This is a genomic window from Hyphomicrobium sp. (assembly GCF_036833075.1).
In the GTDB taxonomy this organism is placed as follows: Bacteria; Pseudomonadota; Alphaproteobacteria; order Rhizobiales; family Hyphomicrobiaceae; genus Hyphomicrobium_C.
On the sequence record NZ_DAITQL010000048.1, the window covers coordinates 1 to 18,168 of the forward strand.

16 protein-coding genes are annotated in these 18,168 nt (G+C 67.5%); 2 read left to right on the forward strand and 14 right to left on the reverse strand.

What is annotated here, in order from left to right:
- Positions 1-3: 3 nt before the first annotated feature.
- From surE to V7082_RS14020, 12 genes are all read right to left on the reverse strand, one after another.
- Positions 4-798, reverse strand: coding sequence for a 5'/3'-nucleotidase SurE (gene surE / locus V7082_RS13965; protein ID WP_334149523.1), 795 nt, complete (start codon positions 796-798; stop codon positions 4-6).
- Between the two features lie 8 nt (positions 799-806).
- A complete protein-coding gene (serS, locus tag V7082_RS13970; protein ID WP_334149525.1) occupies positions 807-2,090 on the reverse strand; it encodes a serine--tRNA ligase in 1,284 nt (427 codons plus the stop codon).
- Between the two features lie 230 nt (positions 2,091-2,320).
- Positions 2,321-3,136 carry a twin-arginine translocase subunit TatC gene (gene tatC / locus V7082_RS13975; protein WP_334149526.1) on the reverse strand — a complete coding sequence of 272 codons (816 nt, stop codon included), beginning with the start codon at positions 3,134-3,136 and terminating at the stop codon, positions 2,321-2,323.
- Positions 3,136-3,627, reverse strand: coding sequence for a Sec-independent protein translocase subunit TatA/TatB (locus V7082_RS13980; protein WP_334149528.1), 492 nt, complete (start codon positions 3,625-3,627; stop codon positions 3,136-3,138). The genes tatC and V7082_RS13980 overlap by 1 nt, the downstream gene beginning before the upstream one ends.
- 69 nt (positions 3,628-3,696) lie before the next feature.
- On the reverse strand, positions 3,697-3,906 hold the full coding sequence (gene tatA, locus V7082_RS13985; protein ID WP_334149530.1) for a twin-arginine translocase TatA/TatE family subunit: 210 nt from the start codon (positions 3,904-3,906) through the stop codon (positions 3,697-3,699).
- Between the two features lie 126 nt (positions 3,907-4,032).
- Entirely contained in the window at positions 4,033-5,196 is a 1,164-nt protein-coding gene (locus V7082_RS13990; protein WP_334149532.1) for an ABC transporter ATP-binding protein, read from the reverse strand.
- Between the two features lie 118 nt (positions 5,197-5,314).
- Entirely contained in the window at positions 5,315-6,184 is an 870-nt protein-coding gene (gene scpB, locus V7082_RS13995; RefSeq protein ID WP_334149534.1) for an SMC-Scp complex subunit ScpB, read from the reverse strand.
- Positions 6,185-6,273: 89 nt separating this feature from the next.
- Positions 6,274-7,122 (reverse strand): segregation and condensation protein A, encoded by an 849-nt coding sequence (locus V7082_RS14000; RefSeq protein ID WP_334149536.1) that lies wholly within the window; start codon positions 7,120-7,122, stop codon positions 6,274-6,276.
- 83 nt (positions 7,123-7,205) lie between these two features.
- Positions 7,206-8,237, reverse strand: a complete 1,032-nt coding sequence (gene nagZ, locus V7082_RS14005) for a beta-N-acetylhexosaminidase (protein WP_334149538.1) — start codon at positions 8,235-8,237, stop codon at positions 7,206-7,208.
- Between the two features lie 15 nt (positions 8,238-8,252).
- Positions 8,253-9,911: an SPOR domain-containing protein gene (locus V7082_RS14010; RefSeq protein ID WP_334149540.1), complete on the reverse strand. Its 1,659-nt coding sequence runs from the start codon at positions 9,909-9,911 to the stop codon at positions 8,253-8,255.
- Positions 9,912-10,175: 264 nt separating this feature from the next.
- Complete coding sequence (gene argS / locus V7082_RS14015; RefSeq protein WP_334149541.1) at positions 10,176-11,990, reverse strand: arginine--tRNA ligase; 1,815 nt, start codon at positions 11,988-11,990, stop codon at positions 10,176-10,178.
- A gap of 269 nt (positions 11,991-12,259) precedes the next feature.
- On the reverse strand, positions 12,260-13,495 hold the full coding sequence (locus V7082_RS14020; protein WP_334149542.1) for a deoxyguanosinetriphosphate triphosphohydrolase: 1,236 nt from the start codon (positions 13,493-13,495) through the stop codon (positions 12,260-12,262).
- A 213-nt stretch (positions 13,496-13,708) separates the two neighbouring features.
- On the opposite strand from V7082_RS14020, the gene erpA reads away from it, so the two are divergent.
- Together erpA and xth are read left to right on the forward strand one after the other, a co-directional pair.
- Complete coding sequence (gene erpA, locus V7082_RS14025) at positions 13,709-14,050, forward strand: iron-sulfur cluster insertion protein ErpA (protein WP_334149544.1); 342 nt, start codon at positions 13,709-13,711, stop codon at positions 14,048-14,050.
- A 175-nt stretch (positions 14,051-14,225) separates the two neighbouring features.
- The gene (gene xth / locus V7082_RS14030) at positions 14,226-15,014 is read left to right on the forward strand and encodes an exodeoxyribonuclease III (RefSeq protein ID WP_334149546.1); all 789 of its coding nucleotides are present in this window, start codon (positions 14,226-14,228) and stop codon (positions 15,012-15,014) included.
- Positions 15,015-15,238: 224 nt separating this feature from the next.
- Here xth and V7082_RS14035 read toward each other — a convergent pair whose 3' ends face one another.
- Both V7082_RS14035 and ilvD read right to left on the reverse strand, forming a co-directional pair.
- The gene (locus V7082_RS14035; protein WP_334149548.1) at positions 15,239-16,231 is read right to left on the reverse strand and encodes a tetratricopeptide repeat protein; all 993 of its coding nucleotides are present in this window, start codon (positions 16,229-16,231) and stop codon (positions 15,239-15,241) included.
- A 16-nt stretch (positions 16,232-16,247) separates the two neighbouring features.
- Positions 16,248-17,972, reverse strand: coding sequence for a dihydroxy-acid dehydratase (gene ilvD / locus V7082_RS14040; RefSeq protein WP_334149550.1), 1,725 nt, complete (start codon positions 17,970-17,972; stop codon positions 16,248-16,250).
- Positions 17,973-18,168 lie beyond the last annotated feature (196 nt).

Genomic DNA, 18,168 nt, shown 5'->3' on the forward strand with positions numbered 1-18,168 from the left:
CGATCAGCCGGCGTCCTTGAGCTGCTTGTCTCCGCCGAGCGTCAGGAGACGACCCAGCGCCTCGCGCGCCGTCTCGTGCGTGAGGTTCAGATGCAGCGGCGTCACCGAGATGAAGCCGTCGGCGATGGCGCGGAGATCCGTACCGGGCGGCGGGTCCGCCCGCCGCCGCTCGAAGCCGACCCAGAAGTAGGGATCGCCCCAGGTGTCGCTGCGCTCCTCGATATGCAGCCCGCCCTGGTCCCGCCGCCCCTGCCGCGTCGCGGCGATGCCCTTGACATCGCCCGGCGCGAGATCGGGGAAGTTGACGTTCATGAATGTCATCGCCGGCCAGTCTGCAGCGAGCAACTGCTCGACGAGGCGGGGTCCGTGCTCGAGCGGCGCCTTCCAGTGCTGCCGGCCCTCGGGATCGAAGCCGATGGTGAGGCTCATGGAGATCGAGCGGATGCCGAGCAGCGTGCCTTCCATGGCGCCCGCGATCGTGCCCGAGTAGGTGACGTCCTCGGCGAGGTTCGCGCCGTGGTTGACGCCGGACAGCACGAGATCCGGCGCCTTGTCCTTGAGCACGTGCTTGACGCCCATGATTACGCAGTCGGCCGGCGTGCCGCGCACGGCAAAGGCGCGCTCGCCGATCTCGCGGTAGCGCAGCGGCACCTGCAGCGTCAGCGCGTGGGAGGCGCCGCTCTGGTTCATCTCGGGGGCGACGATCCAGACGTCGTCGGACAGCGACTTGGCGATCTGGTGGAGCACGGAGAGACCGTGCGCCCCTGCCCCGTCGTCATTCGTCACCAGAATGCGCATGATTTTGTCTAGCCGGCTTTCTCGATCCTCGCAGCGCCGCCCATGTAAGGCTGCAAGGCTTCGGGAATTGTGACGGACCCGTCCGCCTGTTGATAGTTTTCGAGCACGGCCACGAGCGTCCGCCCGACCGCCAGGCCCGAACCGTTGAGCGTATGCACGTAGCGTAGATCTTTCGAGCCCTTGGGGCGATACCGCGCGCCCATCCGCCGCGCCTGGAAGTCGCCGCACACCGAGCACGACGAGATCTCGCGGTAGGCGTCCTGCCCGGGCAGCCACACCTCGATGTCGTAGGTCCTCTGCGAGGCGAACCCCATGTCGCCCGTCGAGAGCAGCATGGTGCGATACGGCAGCCCGAGGCGCTTCAGGACCTCCTCGGCGCAGTTCGTCATGCGCTCGTGCTCGGCGAGGCTTTCCTCGGGTGTCGTGATCGACACCAGCTCCACCTTCGAGAACTGGTGCTGGCGGATCATGCCGCGCGTGTCGCGGCCGGCCGCGCCCGCCTCCGAGCGGAAGCACGGCGTCCATGCCGTCATGCGCATCGGCAGTTGCGCCTCATCAAGGACGCGCTCGCGCACGACGTTTGTGAGCGACACCTCCGCCGTCGGGATCAGCCAATACCCGTTGGTCGTCTGGAACAGGTCCTCGGCGAACTTCGGCAGGTTGCCGGTGCCGTAAGCCGCATCATCGCGCACCAGCAGCGGCGGATTGGTCTCCGTGTAGCCGAACTGCGTCGTATGCAGGTCGAGCATGAACGAGCCGATGGCGCGATCGAGCCTGGCCAGCGCGCCCTTAAGGAACACGAAGCGCGCGCCCGACACCTTGCCCGCCGTCTCGAAGTCCATGAGGCCCAGCGCCTCGCCGATCTCGAAATGCTGCCTGGGCGCGAAGTCGAAGCTGCGCGGCGCACCGACGCGGCGGACTTCCGTGTTCGCCGTCTCGTCCTTGCCGACGGGCACGTCGTCGCGCGGCAGGTTCGGAATGACGGCGAGCGCGTCGGTCAGCGCCTTGTCGAGTTGCCGCTCCTCTTCCTCGCCGCCCTGGATCACCTCCTTGAGCTCGGCCACCTCCGCCATGAGCTTCGCCGCCAGCGCCTCGTCCTTCGCGCCCTTGGCCTTGCCGATCTCCTTCGAGGCCGCGTTGCGCCGCGTCTGCGCGTCCTGCAGCCTGGTTTTGGCCCGCCGCAGCGCCTCGTCCAGCTCGATCAGCCGCGCCGAGGCCGGCGCGAGCCCGCGTTTGTCGAGTCCGGCGTCGAAGGCGGCGGCGTTGTCTCTGATCCACTTGATGTCGAACACGGATAACCTGCTCCTCGGCGTCGGTGAATAGGCGGCGTCGCATCCCCCGCAACGTCATCCCGGCGTCATGGCGAAGCCATGCAACCCATAGAGACCCGGGATCCACGACATATCACAGCTTGGGTGTGGCACCTTGTGTGGATGGCCGCCTGCGCGGCCATGACGTCGGAAGAGGATCGTATGCGTAGCGCCGGTATAGGCCGAGCCGGACAACCGGTCCAGATACCGGTTTACGTCGCAGCCTTGTCCCGATCCGCGTCCGCTTGGGCCTGCTTCCTCTCGACCCAGGAGACGGCCACGATCGAGAGCTCGTAGAGCAGCACCGTCGGCAGCGCCATGATGATCATGCTGAGCGCGTCCGGCGGCGTCAGCACGGCCGCTACCGCGAAGATGCCGACGATGGCGAACCGCCGTCCGCTGCGCAGCGTCGCGGCCGTGACGATGCCTACACGCGCGAGCAGCGTCAGGATCACCGGAAGCTGGAAGCAGAGGCCGAAGCCGAAGATCAGCGTCATGATCAGCGACAGGTACTCGGAGACCTTCGGCATCAGCTCGATGGTGGCCGGCCCGGACGCGCTGGCGGACGCGGCAAGCCCGATCGAGAACTTGATGAGGATCGGCATGGCGACGAAGTAGACGACCCCCGCGCCGAGCAGGAAGAAGACCGGCGTCGCTATGAGATAGGGCAGAAACGCGCGCCGCTCGTTCTTGTAGAGCCCCGGCGCCACGAACTTGTAGAGCTGCACCGCCACGACCGGAAACGACAGGAAGGCCGCCCCGAACATGGCGAGCTTCAACTGCGTGAAGATCTGCTCGAGGAAGTGCGTCGCGATGAGGCGCACATGCTCGTTGCCGGACGCCCACACGTAGGGCCACACCAGCACGTCGTAGATGTGCCGCGCGAACGTGAAGCAGAGGATGAAGGTGACGAAGAACGCCGAAGCCGCATAGATCAGCCGCTGCCGCAGCTCGATCAGATGATCGAGCAGCGGCGCCTTGGACGCGTCGATCTCTTCCTGCCCGGGACGCGGTAGGCTTTCCTGCATCAGGCAGATCCCGCGGTGGATTTCTCTTCGGCTGAGGCGGCTTCAGCCTTTTCCGGCAGACTTTTGGCCGGCGTATCACCGGATGAGCTTCCGATGGCCGGTGTCTGGAGAGCCTCTGTCTCGGGGGCCGGTGTCGCGGCGGCCGGCGTGCCGGCGGACGGTGCCCCGGCGGGCAGCGGTTTCGCGGTCTGGCCGGCCGCGGCATCCAGCTCGACTTTCGCCGCCGACTTTAGATCGTCCACCGACCGCGTCGCCTGGTCGAGCGACGTCTTGACGCCCTCGCTCACCGAGCGGATTTCCTTCTGGATCTGATCCAGCTCCGCCTCGCGCATGGCCTGTTCGAACACGGAGCGGAACTCGTTGGCCTGTCGCCGCACCATGCCCGCATAGCGCCCGAGCGTGCCGAGAAAGCGCGGCAGCTCCTTCGGCCCCACGAAGATCAACGTGACGAGACCGAGAATGAGAAGCTCGCTCCAACTGACGTCGAACATCGGAACGTCCAGCAAAAAACATCCGCGCGCAGTGCGCAACGGCCAACCGCTAACGCCGGCGACCCGCCGTCAGCCCGCCTTCGTTTTGTCGCGCTCGGCCTGAGCGGGATTATCGATCACCTTGGGATCGACAACCTGCGTATCGTCCTCGCTGAGCCCCTTCTTGAAGCTCTTGATGCCCTTGGCGACATCGCCCATCAAGTCCGAGATCTTGTTGCGCCCGAAGAGCAGCACCACGATGATCAGAAGAAGCAGCAGATGGGTCGGACCCAACCCCATGGAACGGCCTCCTTCACGGCCAGACAATCGGCGTTCTGCCGAATTTTTCTAGGCACACTATTGCAGAAAGGCCGCATGGCCGCAAGCATGCCCGTATATTGGGCTTAAGCATTACTAATTTGAAATTCAAGGTGTTTTATCGTCATGTGACGGAAAGACAAGCGCCTGACCAGGGTCAATTTCCAGGAGCACTTCGCTGCCCTTGAGGATCGCCTCGCCAGCGGCCACCCGCACGTTGAGCGGCGCGTCGAACCCCTCGGCCACCACCTCGTAGCGCACCGCATCACCAAGGAACTTGGCATTCCGCACCCGGCCCTTGAGCGGCGCGCCATGGGCGGCCTTGCCGTTCCCCCCGGCGGGCACGACGCTGATGCCGCGCTCCCGAATGCAGAGCGTGGCAAGCGTCCCGTCCGCGAGCCCGGGGGCGGGCAGGGCGCCGATCGGCGTCGCGATGCGCCCGCCCGCGACCTGCATCTCCATCTCGTTGATCTCGGAGAAGAGCCGCGCGACGAAGAGGGCCGCCGGGCGCCGGTAGAGCTCCTCCGCGCTTCCCGTCTGCACGAGGCGGCCGGCGCGCATCACGGCGATGCGATCGCCGAGCCGCATCGCCTCCTCCGGATGGTGGGTGACGATCATGCTCGTCGCCCGCGTCTCGCGGATGAGCGCCAGCGTCTCCTCCTGCATGGCGTCGCGAAGCTGCACGTCGAGGCCGGAGAATGGCTCATCCATGAGCATCACGGCCGGCCGCGGGACGATGGCCCTGGCGAGCGCCACGCGCTGCTGCTGGCCGCCTGAAAGGATGTGCGGGTACTGCTCCGCATAGCGCTCGAGCCCGACCCGCGACAGGATCAGCAGCGCCTCGCGGCGGGCGTCCTCGCGCGGCAGCGCCCTGAGCCCGAAAGCGACGTTCTCGAGGATCGTGAGGTGCGGGAACAGCGCGAAATCCTGGAACATCAGCCCGACGCCGCGATCCTCGGGCTGCACGAAGCGCCCGGCCCCCGCCACCTCGCGGTCGTTGATCAGGATGCGCCCGCCGCTCGGCCGCTCGACCCCCACCGCGAGCCGAAGCAGCGTCGTCTTCCCGCAGCCGGACGGTCCGAGCAGGCACACCACCTCGCCCGGTGCGATCTCGAGCGAAAGCCCGTCGACCGCGGGCCGCTCGCCGTAGGCCTTGGTGACCGCATCGAACGTGAGTTTCGCCGCAACCGTCGCGCCGGCCCGCGCCATGCGGGCTCCGGGCAGCACACCTGCATCAGCCTTGCTGGATTTTCCGAAGAACCACTTCGCCACGCGCGACCAGACCTATCGACGAAAACAACCTGGCGCCTCCTCGCCCGGAAGCGATGTCCATGCGGAGCATGGCTTCACCATGCGCTACGCGGGTGAGGGCCCACAAAAGTTGACAATCTCAGTCCGGCTTACCCTCGCCGCGGTCGTCGGGCAAGTCGCTCTCGACGCCGGCCTCGCCGGTCTCCTCGTCATCCGCCAGCGGCTCTTCGGCCTCGCTCGCCTCCTCGTCCTCCTCAGCCGACGCTTCGAGCGGCAGCTCGTCCGGCATCAGGGACGCGGAAACCGACGGATCGGGCACGGTGAAACCGGGCGGCAAATGCCCGTCGAGCAGGCCCTGCGCCTTGAGATCGGCGAGGCCCGGCAGGTCCTTCACGCTGTCGAGACCGAAATGGGCGAGGAAGCTGTCCGTCGTGCCGTAGGTCAGAGGCTTCCCGGGCGCGCGCCGGCGCCCGCGCGGCCGGATCCATCCGGCTTCCATGAGAATATCGAGCGTCCCGGCGGACGTTGTCACGCCGCGGATCTCCTCGATCTCGGCCCGCGTCACGGGCTGGTGATAGGCCACGATCGCCAGCGTCTCGAGCGCGGCCCGCGACAGGCGCCGCTCCTCGACCGCATAGCGCTCGAGCAGATAGCCGAGGTCCTCGGCGGTGCGGAACACCCACTTGCCGGCCACGCGCACGAGGTTCACGCCGCGGGGCGCGTAGATCTGCCGGATGTCGTCCAGCAGCGGACCGATGTCGCTGCCGTGACGAAGGTGCTGCACGAGGTCTGCTTCCGCGAGCGGCGTCGTGGAGGCGAACAACAGCGCCTCGACGATGCGGAGATCCTCGAGCCGCTGCTCGGACGAGGGTGCGCGTCCGGCTTCGACCGCCTCGACCTCGGACAGCGCCCGCGCGAGCTCGATGGCCTCCTGGGCCTCCGGCTCATCACGGACGGAGTCTTCCTCGATACCGTCGCGGGTCACCAGTCTGAGCTTCGGCGGAACCATGTCGCCATCCCTGTTTCGGATCGGAGCCGCCGCCTCCCGATCGGGCGCGCCGCTCTCGCGATCTCGCGTGTCGTGCGACGTCCGGCCGGCTACGCGCCGGACGCCTGGGAACCATCAAGAACTACGTCCAAGCGCTGCCACTCCGCGCCCGTCTCGCGCCGGCGGATGAAGATCGGCGAGAACGGCTCGTCCTGGCGAAGCTCGATCATGCCTTCGCGCGCCATCTCGAGCGTGGCGCCGAACGAGCTCGCAACGACGGTCTTCTCCTCTTCCTCGGTCGGCAGATAGCTTTTCAGCGCGCGGTCGAGCTCGACCCAGTCGCCGATCGACTCGCCGACGAGGCTTTCGAGCTTCTGGCGCGCCTGCTTGATCGACCACACGCGCCGCGCCTTCACCACGTGCATGACTTTGACGGTGCGCCGCCGGAGCTCCGAGTATGCCTTGAGCAGATCGAAGATCTCCGCCGTCCAGCGCACGTCGCTTACGGTCGACACCTGCTCCGGCATGCCGCGCGGGAACACGTCGCGACCGAGCCGCTTGCGCGTCATCAACTCGCCGATGGCGCGCCGCATGGCATCGAGACGCATGAGCCGGAAGGCGAGCCGCTGCGCCAGCTCGTCGGCCGACGGCTCGTTCGCATCGTCCTTCTCGCGCGGCAGGAGAAGGCGCGACTTGAGGAACGTGAGCCAGGCCGCCATCACCAGATAGTCGGCGGCGACCTCGATCTTGAGGCGCTGCGCCTCGCCGATGTAGGCGAGATATTGGTCCACGAGGCCCAGGATCGAGATCCTGGCGAGATCGACCTTGTGCGTGCGCGCGAGCGCGAGCAGGAGATCGAGCGGCCCTTCGAAGCCGGCGACGTCGACGATCAGCGCCTCGGAGAGAGCCGGCGCGAGGTCGCGGTCCGGCGCTTCCCAGCCCGGCTCCCCGTCGGCCATCTGTCCCGCATCCTCGATCATCGGTCCCGTGCTGCAAGCGGCGCACAAGGAAACCCGTGCGCCGGAAAAACGTGAACGGCAGACTACACTGATTCAGTGTGCCGTCCGCCGGTTCCAAGCGCCAGCGCGAGTTGCATCTCGGCCTTGGCGGAATCGTAGGGTTCACGCCGCCCCAGCACGGCGAGAGCCGCGTGGAATCGCCGCAGGGCCTTCCCGGACAGCACCGGAGCCGCCCCCGCGACCGCTTCCATCTCGGCCAGCACGCCATTGCAATGCAGCGCCAGATCCGAGCCCGCGGCGAGCACCGCTGAGGTCCTCTCCGCAAACGATCCCGAGAGCGCCTTCATGGAGAGGTCGTCGCTCATCAGAAGGCCGTCGAAGCCGATCTCTCCGCGGATCACCTCGCCCGTCACGCGCGCCGACGTGCTCGCCGGGGCCGTCGCGTCGATGGCCGCAAACACCACATGCGCGGTCATGGCAGCCGGCATGTCGCGAAGGGCCTTGAAGGGGGCGAAGTCGGTCGCCGACAGGAGCGCGTGCGGCTCCGTCACCACAGGCAGCTCGAGGTGACTGTCGGCGGTTGCGCGCCCGTGGCCCGGGATGTGCTTGATGACCGGCAGCACGCCGCCTGCCATGAACCCTTCGGCGACCGACCGGGCAAGCGCCGCCACTTGGCCCGCCTCGCACCCGTAGGCGCGATCGCCGATGATGCCGTGGGCACCGGGAACGGGGAGATCGAGCACGGGTGCGCAGTCGGTGTTGATGCCGAGCTGGGTGAGATCGTCAGCGAGCAGGCGCGCAGCGTGGAAGGCTGCCTCCTGCGCAAGCTCAGGATCCTCGCCGTAGAGCGTCGCGTAGGCTTCGGCGGCCGGCAGCGCACGCCCGAGCGGTGGCCGGAGCCGCTGCACGCGGCCGCCCTCCTGGTCGATCAGCACGAGAAGCTCGTCGCCGCCGACCGCCTCGCGCACGTCGCCGATCAACCTGCGGATCTGATCGTGGGCCACGCAGTTGCGGGCGAACAGGATGAGACCCGCCGGGGAGGCGGCGCGAAAAAATGAGGCTTCCGCCGGCGAAAGGGCTTCCCCTGCGACACCGGCGATAAAAGCGTTGGTCATGGAACGGGCCTGAGCCTAGTACGCCGTGACCCAGCAGCCGCTGAAACCTTGCGCCTTGAGCTGCGTGCAGACGGAGCTCGCCGAGTCACGCGAGCCGGGCGGGCCGACGAGGAGCCGGTGATAGGTCCCCTTCTCGCCGAGATCGGCCTCCTGGACGTCGGGCGTCTTATTCTGCAGGATCGCCGTGTACTTCTGCTGCATGTCCGCGAACTGCTTCAGCGCCTCGATGCGGCTGCTGCCGGATGCGGGCACCGAGGCCAGCACGGCCACGTAGCCCGCCCCGGTGACCTTCGGTCCGGCCACGGACGGAGAGGCGACGGCGGCGACCTTCTTGACCGGCGGATCCGCCTTCGGCGTCACAGCGGCCTTCGCCGGCGCCGCGTCGTTCGCGGCGAGGCTGGCGGTCGTCTTCGGCGGCGTGACGACGGCCGGGCTGCTCTCTTCTGCGGACGCGACCATCTTCACCGGCGGCGAGGCGCTTTGCTGCGACGACCCTGTCGGCCGCGTCGGCGACGACGGCCCGTTTCCGAACCCGTCGATGACTGTGAGGCCCGGCACGGAGACGTCGGCGCTCGTCTGCGCCTCAGCGCTCGGAGCCTGGATGGAGCCGTCGCGCCCGACCGTCACCACCGGCACCTTGCGCACACCGGCCGCCTCGGCGGCGTCGCTGCTGCTGGCGGTCCCCTCGCCGAGCCGACCCATGATCTTGCTGTCGGCATGGGCGAACTGCTTGCCGCCGGGCTCCGACGGCTTCACCTTCGCCGGCCCCGAGGCGCCCTTGATCAGCGGCGTATCCTTGCCGTCTCCCGGCCCCATGATGCTGCCGTAGGCGACCACCAGGCCGCCGCCCACGAGGAACGTGCAGGCCACGAGAGCCACGATCTTCTTCCAGCCGCCGCCGCGGCGCGGCTCGTCCTCGTAATGGGCATCGTCCTCGGCATAGCTCTGATCGAAGGCGCCGTGCTGGGACTGCAGGCCGTTCTGACCCTGGTAGCCGCCGAGCGGCCCGGGCCCGAGCGCCGGCTCGATGGACGGCTCTGCATAGCCATCCGAACCCCACTGTCCCGGCCCGGCGTTGCCGTAGCCGTAGTCCGGCGCGGGACCGAAGTCGGCCGCGGATCCGAACGACGGCGGCGGCGCCTGGGGGGCGCCGTAGTTGTACGATGGCGGCGAGGCGCCACCATAGGGCGGCGGCGCCTGGCCGGCGGCGCCATAGCCGCTGCCGTTGCTGCCGTAGGACTCGTAGGGATCCGTGGCGGTGCCGTAGGCGGGCGGCTGGGAGAGCGCGGGCGATCCGACAGGGTCGAACGCCGGCTGCGGCGACTGCGGCGCGGTATAACCGGCGAGCGCGTACGGATCGGCAGAAGGCTGCGCGGATGCGGGTTGGGGCTGGCCGTAGCCGCCGTACCCATCGGGCCTCAGCGCCGCATAGGGATCGTGACTGGCGGAGCGCGTGCCGATGGTCTGCGGCTCTGCGGGATATCCAGAAGAATCGCCATACCCATAGGGAGCCGGCGCAGATGGAGCGGGCCGTCCGCCCGTGCGCGGCGCGGGAGGCGCAGGCCAGCCGGCCGGCTCGTAATGAGGCGCGGGCGCCGCCGGAGCGGGCGCGCCGGGACGCCCCTGCGGGCCCGGCGCCGGATGTTGCGGCAGAGGATTGCTGTAACGTGTCATCTCTCGGAACCCCTCGTCGCATCCCCGGCGGGCTTCGAAGTCGGCACCCCGGCCAGTCGCCCCGTGTGCCGGTCGCCCCGTGTGCCGGTCGTCCCGTGCACCAGTCGTCCTGCGAACCGGTTCGTCCGTATGCCAGATGGCCGTTCGGCGGGACTTCGGCGCTGTCGGGAGACGCCCCGACACCGCAATTTCGAAATGACCCCGTCTGCCGCAAGGCCGTCTGCGACGATCGATGCGCCCCGTCAAAGCCCTCGAATCGGCACTTTAGCGCATTGCCTCCGGTGCGCCGACACCAAGCACCGTGAGGCCGGAGGATAACACCTGCTTCAGCGATGCGACGAGCGCGCACCGAGCCGCCGTTACCGTCCGATCATTGGGCTGGATAACGCGCAATTGTGGCAAATCATTGCCTCGCGTCCAATGCGCGTGAAAAGCGGAAGCCAAATCATAGAGATAGAAAGCAAGCCGGTGCGGCTCGTGGGCGCGCGCCGCGCCTTCGATCAGGGTCGGGAAGAACGCCGCTTTCTTGATCAGGTCAAGCTCCCCGGAATCCGTGAGCAGCGAAAGATCGGGGATAACGGCGCCGTCCGTCATGATCCCGATGTCGGAAAACGCCTCGCGCGCGTTGCGCAGCACCGACGCCGCCCGCGCGTGTGCGTACTGAACGTAGAAGACCGGATTGTCCTTCGACTGTTCGGTGACCTTGGCGAAGTCGAAGTCGAGCGGCTCGAGCTCCTTGCGGTAGAGCATCATGAAGCGTACCGGATCGCGCCCGACCTCGTCCACGACATCGCGCAGCGTCACGAACGTGCCGGCGCGCTTCGACATCTTGTAGGGCTCGCCGTTCTTGAACAGCTTCACCAGGTTGACGACCTTGATGTCGAGGTCGGCCGAGCCGCCCGTCGTATGCCAGTGCTTGAGCTTGCCTTTTGCATCGCGCTCGACCGTGCCGCCGGTGAACGCCGCGATGGTCGCCAGCATGCGCGGGATATAGCCGATGTGATCGGCGCCGAACACGTTGATCAGATGGCGGAAGCCGCGTCCGAGCTTGTCGTAGTGATAGGCGACGTCGCCGGCGAAATACGTGTAGCTGCCGTCGGACTTCATGAGCGCCCGGTCCGCCTCGTCGCCGAACTCGGTCGAGCGGAACAGCGTCTGCTCGCGATCCTCCCACTCCTCGTCGTCGTGGCCCTTGGGCTTCTCGAGCCGCCCTTCGTAGATGAGCCCCTTTTTCCGCAATGCGTCGATCGCATCCCGGACCTTGTCGGTGCCGTCCTGCGTGAGGGAGGCTTCCGAGAAGAAGACCTCGTGCGTGATGTTGAGGGCTGCGAGATCGTCCTTGATCATCGGCATGATGCGGCCGATCGCGAACGTGCGCACCTCCACGAGCCATTCGCTCTCGGGCGCCCCGAGCAGTGAAGTGCCCTTCGCCTCGGCGAGCGCCGCGCCGACCGGCTTCAGGTACTCGCCGGGATAGAGCCCCTGCGGGATCTCGCCGATATCCTGGCCAAGCGCCTCGCGGTAGCGCAGGAACACCGAGCGCGCGAGCACATCCACCTGACCGCCGGCGTCGTTGATGTAGTATTCGCGCGTGACGTCGTAGCCGGCGAACGCCAGAAGGTTGGCGAGCGCATCGCCGAACACCGCGCCGCGGCAATGGCCGACGTGCATCGGCCCCGTCGGGTTGGCCGAGACGTATTCGACATTCGTGCGCTCGCCCGCCCCGATGTCGGAGGCGCCGAACGATGGCCCCTCGCTGAGGATGGCGGCGACGACGCCGTGCCAGAACCCGTCGCGCAGGCGGAGATTGAGGAAGCCCGGCCCGGCGACCTCGGCCGAGGCGATATCGGGATCGCGCCTCAGCGCCTCGGCCAGCGCCTCCGCGATGTCGCGCGGCTTCATCCGGGCAGCCTTGGCCAGCACCATCGCCGCGTTGCAGGCGAGATCGCCGTGCGAGGGATCGCGCGGCTGCTCGACGGCCACGTTGGCGAAGTCCAGCTCCGCCGGCAGCGTGCCCGCCTGCTGCAATCTCCCGAGAGCCGCAAGAACCCGGCCCTCGATCTCCGCAAACACGTTCATAGCTCAACCTCTCGCGCCCAGCGTCCCTTCACCCGCGCAGCGTCATGGCGAAGCCATGCTTCGCATGGACCGCTGCGCGACCTCTCCCCATTGGGGAGAGGTGACGCAACCGCACTCACTTCCCCCTCTCCCGTCCTGGCATAGCCATGCTCCGCGTGGATGGGAGAGGTCGGCGCGAGGGGCCGAAGCCCCCGAGCGACGGATGAGGGATTGTGCACGTCGACATCTCTCTGCGACGGCGCAACATCACAGAGTGTGGCGCAGCCCGGCTATCGCAAATCCGGCTTGCCGTCAAACAGGCGCCGGTGCTGGTCGAGCGCGTAGCGGTCGGTCATGCCGGCCACGAAATCGGCGATCACGCGCGCCCGGCGGCGCTCGGAGAGCCCCTCCTGAGCGGCCCGCCAGGTGTCCGGCAGCGCCGAGGGATCGGACAGGTAGCGCGCGAAAAGGCGGGCGATCCCCGCTTCCGCCGCCTCCATCACGTCCATCACCTTGCGGCTCCTGTAGACGCGCCCCATGAGGAACGCCTTGAGCGCGATGAGATCCGCGGTCACGGCCGGCGAGAAGGCGGCGACGGCATCTCGCGCCACCCGGATGTCGTCGGGCGAGGCGGGCGCCAGCGCCGCGAGCCTCACGCGGCTCTCCGCGACCACGTCCTGGATGAGCAGGGTGATCAGGCGCCGCCTCACCTCGTAGGTGAGACGGCTGAGCATCGCCGCGCCTTCGACGGACGGCAAGGTGGCGACGATCGGCCCTGCGAGCGGCGCCTCGCGCAGATCGTCGAGCGTGAGCAGCCCGGCGCGCAGCCCGTCGTCGATGTCGTGCGTCACGTAGGCGATATCGTCCGACAGCGCCGCCACCTGCGCCTCTCCCGACGCCCAGCGCGAAGGCTCGAGGCTCTGCCAGCTCTCGAGGGCGCGGATCACTTTCCGCACCGGCTCGTGCGCCGCGCCGATGATCGGCCCGTTGTGCTTGGCGAGCCCTTCGAGCGCTTCCCAGGTGAGATTGAGCCCGTCGAAGGCGAGGTACTTGCGCTCGAGCGCCATGACGACGCGCAGGCTCTGCGCGTTGTGATCGAAGCCGCCGAACCCGGCCATGAGCCGGTCGAGCGCCCGCTCGCCCGCATGCCCGAACGGCGGATGCCCGAGATCGTGCGCGAGCGCCAGCGCCTCCGCCAGGTCCTCGTCGAGCCGGAGCTGGCGCGAGACCGTGCGCGCGACCTGCGCCACCTCGAGGCTGTGGGTCAGGCGCGTCCGGTAGTGATCGCCTTCGTGATAGAGGAACACCTGCGTCTTGTGGACCAGGCGGCGAAAGGCCGTCGAGTGCAGGACGCGGTCGCGATCGCGCTGGAAGGGGCTGCGCGTCGGGCAGCCGGGCTCGCTGAACCGCCGCCCCCGCGAGGCGACGGCGCTCGCCGCATAGGGTGCCGGAGACCGCTCGCCGGGCTGCAGCGACGCACCGTAAGCCGATATCCCGTCTGGAGAATGCCGTTTTGCCGTGCCCATCCCGATGCGCGTGTCCTCGTGTATTTGACTTGAACCGGCCGATTACTATCTTCGTATCAGCTTTTGCACCGGGACGGAGCGCCGCGCGCGATCGGTTCCCTAGAGCCTGTTCGCCTCTGATAAATCAGAGGCTAGGCTCCAGGTTTTTGGTTTGATGCGTTTTCTTAATGCGAAGTGGTGTCCACTTCGCTTGAAAACGCTTAGGGGTAACGAATGGCCGACACCAGCGCAGAGACCGTGACCGTGACCGAGCGGGCGGCCGACCGCATCGCGGAGATCGTGGCGGGCGAGCCGGCGGGCACCATGCTGCGCGTCTCCGTCGAGGGCGGCGGCTGCTCGGGCTTCCAGTACAAGTTCGATCTCGTCGATGCTGCGGCGGCCGATGACATCGTCATCGAGAGGAGCATGGCCAAGGTCCTGATCGATCCCGTCTCGCTGGCCTATCTTGCGGGCTCCGAGATCGATTTCGTCGACGACCTGATGGGCGCCTCGTTCAAGATCCAGAACCCCAACGCCACCGCCTCCTGCGGCTGCGGCACCAGCTTCTCGCTCTGATCATGGGAGCGCGCAGGTTCCCTTCATCCGCGCAACGTACGGCGCTGCGCTGTGCCTCCGCCCTTGTTAGGAGGGAGGGAATCTACAGCGCTTGCGTCGGGAGTCCCCCCACCCCTAACCCCTCCCCGCAAGGGGGAGGGGAAAAACGCGTGCGTCGTGAGGGGGCCCGCGCGTTATGAAAATCACCACCTGGAACATCAACGGCATCCGCGCCCGCATCGAGGGCGCCATCGCCTACGTGCGCGAAGCCAGGCCCGACGTGTTGTGCCTGCAGGAGATCAAGACCGTCGACGAGGGCTTCCCGACCGAAGCCTTCGCCGACCTCGGCTACAACGTCGCAACGCACGGACAGAAGGGCTTCAACGGCGTCGCGCTCCTGGCTCTGCATCCGCTCGATGACGTGAGGCGCGGGCTTCCCGGCGACGACGGGGATGCCCAGGCGCGCTACATCGAGGCAAGCGTCACGGCGGGCAGCCTCTCGGCGCGTGTGGCGTCCATCTACCTGCCCAACGGCAATCCCGTCGGGAGCGAGAAATTCCCCTACAAGCTCGCCTGGATGCAGCGGCTCGCGGCGCACGCCACCGCGCTCCTCGCATCCGAGATGCCCGTCGTCCTCGCCGGCGACCTCAACGTCATTCCGGAGCCCGCGGACGCGAAGCGGCCCGACGCCTGGCGCAACGATGCGCTGTTCCAACCCGAGAGCCGCGCCGCGTTCCGCGCGCTCGGCAACCTCGGCTACCTCGACGCCGTGCGCGCCTGCCATCCGGGGCCGGGGCACTACACATTCTGGGACTACCAGGCCGGCGCCTGGCAGAAGGACGACGGCATCCGCATCGACTTCCAGTTGCTCTCCCCGCAGGCTGCCGACCGGCTCACGGCCGCCGGCATCGACCGCTTCACGCGGAGCTGGGAGAAGCCGTCCGACCACGCTCCCGTCTGGACGACGCTAGAGCCTCGTCTCTGATAAATTAGAGGCGAGGCTCTAGGTTTTTGGTTTGACGCGTTTTCTTGACGCGAAGTGGTGCCCACTTCGCTTGAAAACGCTTCAGGCTGAGCGCCGGCCGGAAAACGAAAAGGGCAGACCCCTCGGCCTGCCCGTCATCACGCTCCGTCACATCACGTCGTTCATCACATCACGACGTCCATCGCGTCAGGGCGTCCCCCCGCGCTCCCGCTCGACGGGCATCATCACCGCTCCATCGGCGCCAGGGGCTCTGGCGCGGAGGCCGGCGCGTTGATGTCACGCAGTTTCGGCGGGGCGCCGTCCATGCGGCCGTAGTCGAACGTCTGCACGGCGGGGAGGCGCTGCGTCGGGACCGTGGCGTGCGTCGTCGTCGGGATCATGTCGACGGGCTCGCCGTTCCTACAGGTCCGCACCGGAGCAGCGGTAAGCTGCGGCAACCCGCTGCGATCATAGGAGGCCGTCGGCTTGCGTCCGTAGCGGTTGCCCCATTGCGCGACGATGCCGGTCGCCTGCTTGCGCGTCCCCTCGGCTGCCCCGCAGAAGATGTTCTGATAGATGTCCTCGATCCACATGGCGTCCTGGGGCTGCGCGTTATCGACCGCAACCGCGATCAGCGCCAGCGCCCGCGGCGGGTCGGGCTCGACATGCTTGCCGCGCCACAGGAGATCGGCGAAGAACGCCTGCGCGCCGGCGTGTCCGTTCTGGCTCAAAACCGACAGCCAATGCCGTCCGAGCGGCACATTGGTCTCGACGCCTTCGCCCTTGAGCTGCAGCTTGGCGAGCTCGAACTGCGCGTCCTCGTCGTTGAACGTCGTGGACGCGTTCTTGAGATAGAACACCGCGCGCTCCGCATCGGGCTGAAGCCCGATCTCAGGCAGCCCGCGCAGGACATAGCCCGCGAGCGCCGTCAGCGCCTTGCCGACGTACTGCGCGCGCGGATCGTCCGGATCCGCGTCGAGATGATCGTCGGCGATCTTCTCGAACAGCGCGTAGGCTTTGGCGTGGTCGGTATAGGGACCGGTGTTGTCCTGATAGATCTTGGCGAGGTAGTAGCTCGCCATGAACTCGTCCTTGGCAGCCGCAAACCTGAGCGCCGGCATGGCGAGCTCGTAATAGCCGCCCTGATAAGCGCTGACGCCCTGCCGGAGCGCCTCGCGCGGCGAGTTGAACGAGGCCGACTGCGCACCCGCGACAGCGGGCAGGACCGTCAGTGCCATTAACCCCAGTATCAGCCTAGATGTCCGCATAGCAAACAACTTCCGCCTTCCCGCCTGCATGGGTCACGGCACCGAAACGGGCCGGCCCCACCTGATCCGCAAATTTTCTGATGGCCCCGCTCTGGTAAGCGTTCGGCGGGGCTTTCCAGTCCTTCCGACGACGCTCGAGCTCGGCCGGCTCGACCTCGAGGTCGAGCGTGCCCTTCTCGGCGTCGATCGAGATCATGTCGCCGTCCCGGATGAGTCCGATCGGGCCGCCGACGGCCGCCTCCGGCCCCACGTGCCCGATGCACAGGCCGCGGGTCGCTCCCGAGAAGCGCCCATCGGTGATGAGCGCCACCTTGTCACCCTGTCCCTGGCCATAGAGCGCGGCGGTGGTGGAGAGCATCTCGCGCATGCCGGGGCCGCCTTTGGGGCCCTCGTAGCGGATCACGAGCACCTCGCCCTCCTTGTACTGGCGCGCATCGACGGCCGCGAAGGCGTCCTCCTCGCAATCGAAGCAGCGCGCAGGGCCGCGGTACTTGAGCATCTTGAGGCCGGCGACCTTCACGATCGCCCCGTCCGGCGCCAGCGTGCCCTTGAGGCCCACGACGCCGCCCGTCGGGCTGATCGGGTTCGACACCGGATAGACGACCTTCTGGTCGGTGTTGAAGGTCACCGAGGCAAGGTTCTCGGCCATGGTCTTGCCGCTCACCGTCAGGCAATCGCCGTGCAGGATGCCGCCATCGAGCAGAGCCTTGAGAATTTGAGGCACGCCGCCGATCGCATGCACGTCGTTCGCCACGTACTTTCCGCCGGGCTTGAGGTCGGCGATGTAGGGCGTCTTCTTGAAGATCTCGGCCACGTCGAAAAGATCGAAGTCGATGCCGCACTCGTGCGCCATCGCAGGGAGGTGCAGCGCGCCGTTCGTCGAGCCGCCGGTCGCGGCAACGACGATCGCGGCGTTCTCGAACGCCTTTCTCGTACAGATGTCGCGCGGACGGATGCCGTGCGCGATAAGCTTCATCACGGCTTCGCCCGAAGCGCGCGCATACTGGTCGCGGCTTTTGTAGGGTGCCGGCGTTCCAGCCGACCCCGGCAGTGCGAGACCGATGGCCTCGGAGACGCACGCCATGGTGTTGGCGGTGAACTGCGCCCCGCACGCGCCCTCGCTCGGGCAGGCCACGCACTCGAGCTCGTGCAGCTCCTCGTCGGAAAGCCGTCCGACCGAATGCATGCCGACGCCCTCGAAGACGTCTTGCACGGTGACGTCATGGCCCTTGAACTTACCGGGCAGGATCGAGCCGCCGTACATGAAGACGGACGGCACGTTGAGCCGCAGCATGGCCATCATGGTGCCGGGCAGGCTCTTGTCGCAGCCCGCGATGCCGACGAGGGCGTCGTAGCAGTGGCCGCGCATGGTGAGCTCGATCGAATCGGCGATCACCTCGCGCGAGACGAGCGACGACTTCATGCCCTGGTGGCCCATGGCGATGCCGTCGGTGACGGTGATGGTACAGAACTCGCGCGGCGTGCCGCCGGCCTCCTTGACGCCGGCCTTGGCCGACTGCGCTTGCCGCTGCAGGGCGATGTTGCAGGGCGCGGCCTCGTTCCAACAGGACACCACGCCGACGAACGGACGGTTGATCTCCTCCTCCGTGAGTCCCATCGCATAGTAGTAGGAGCGATGCGGCGCCCGCGACGGGCCTTCCGTGACATGCCGGCTCGGCAGCTTCGATTTGTCGAACGTCCTCGCGTCCATCAACCCACTTCCATTCGTATTCGTTCGTATTCGCTCTGACGCTTCGGACGGCGGCGCATGAGATGCACGCGCCTCCGTCGGTCAAGAGCGGGAATTCTATTCTTGGATAAGGCCGCTTCGGAAAATTGGATCTGCGGTTGCCTAACGAGGCTCTCCGCCAATTCCGAACCTGAAGCCCCCGCAAGCTCCCGTTCTC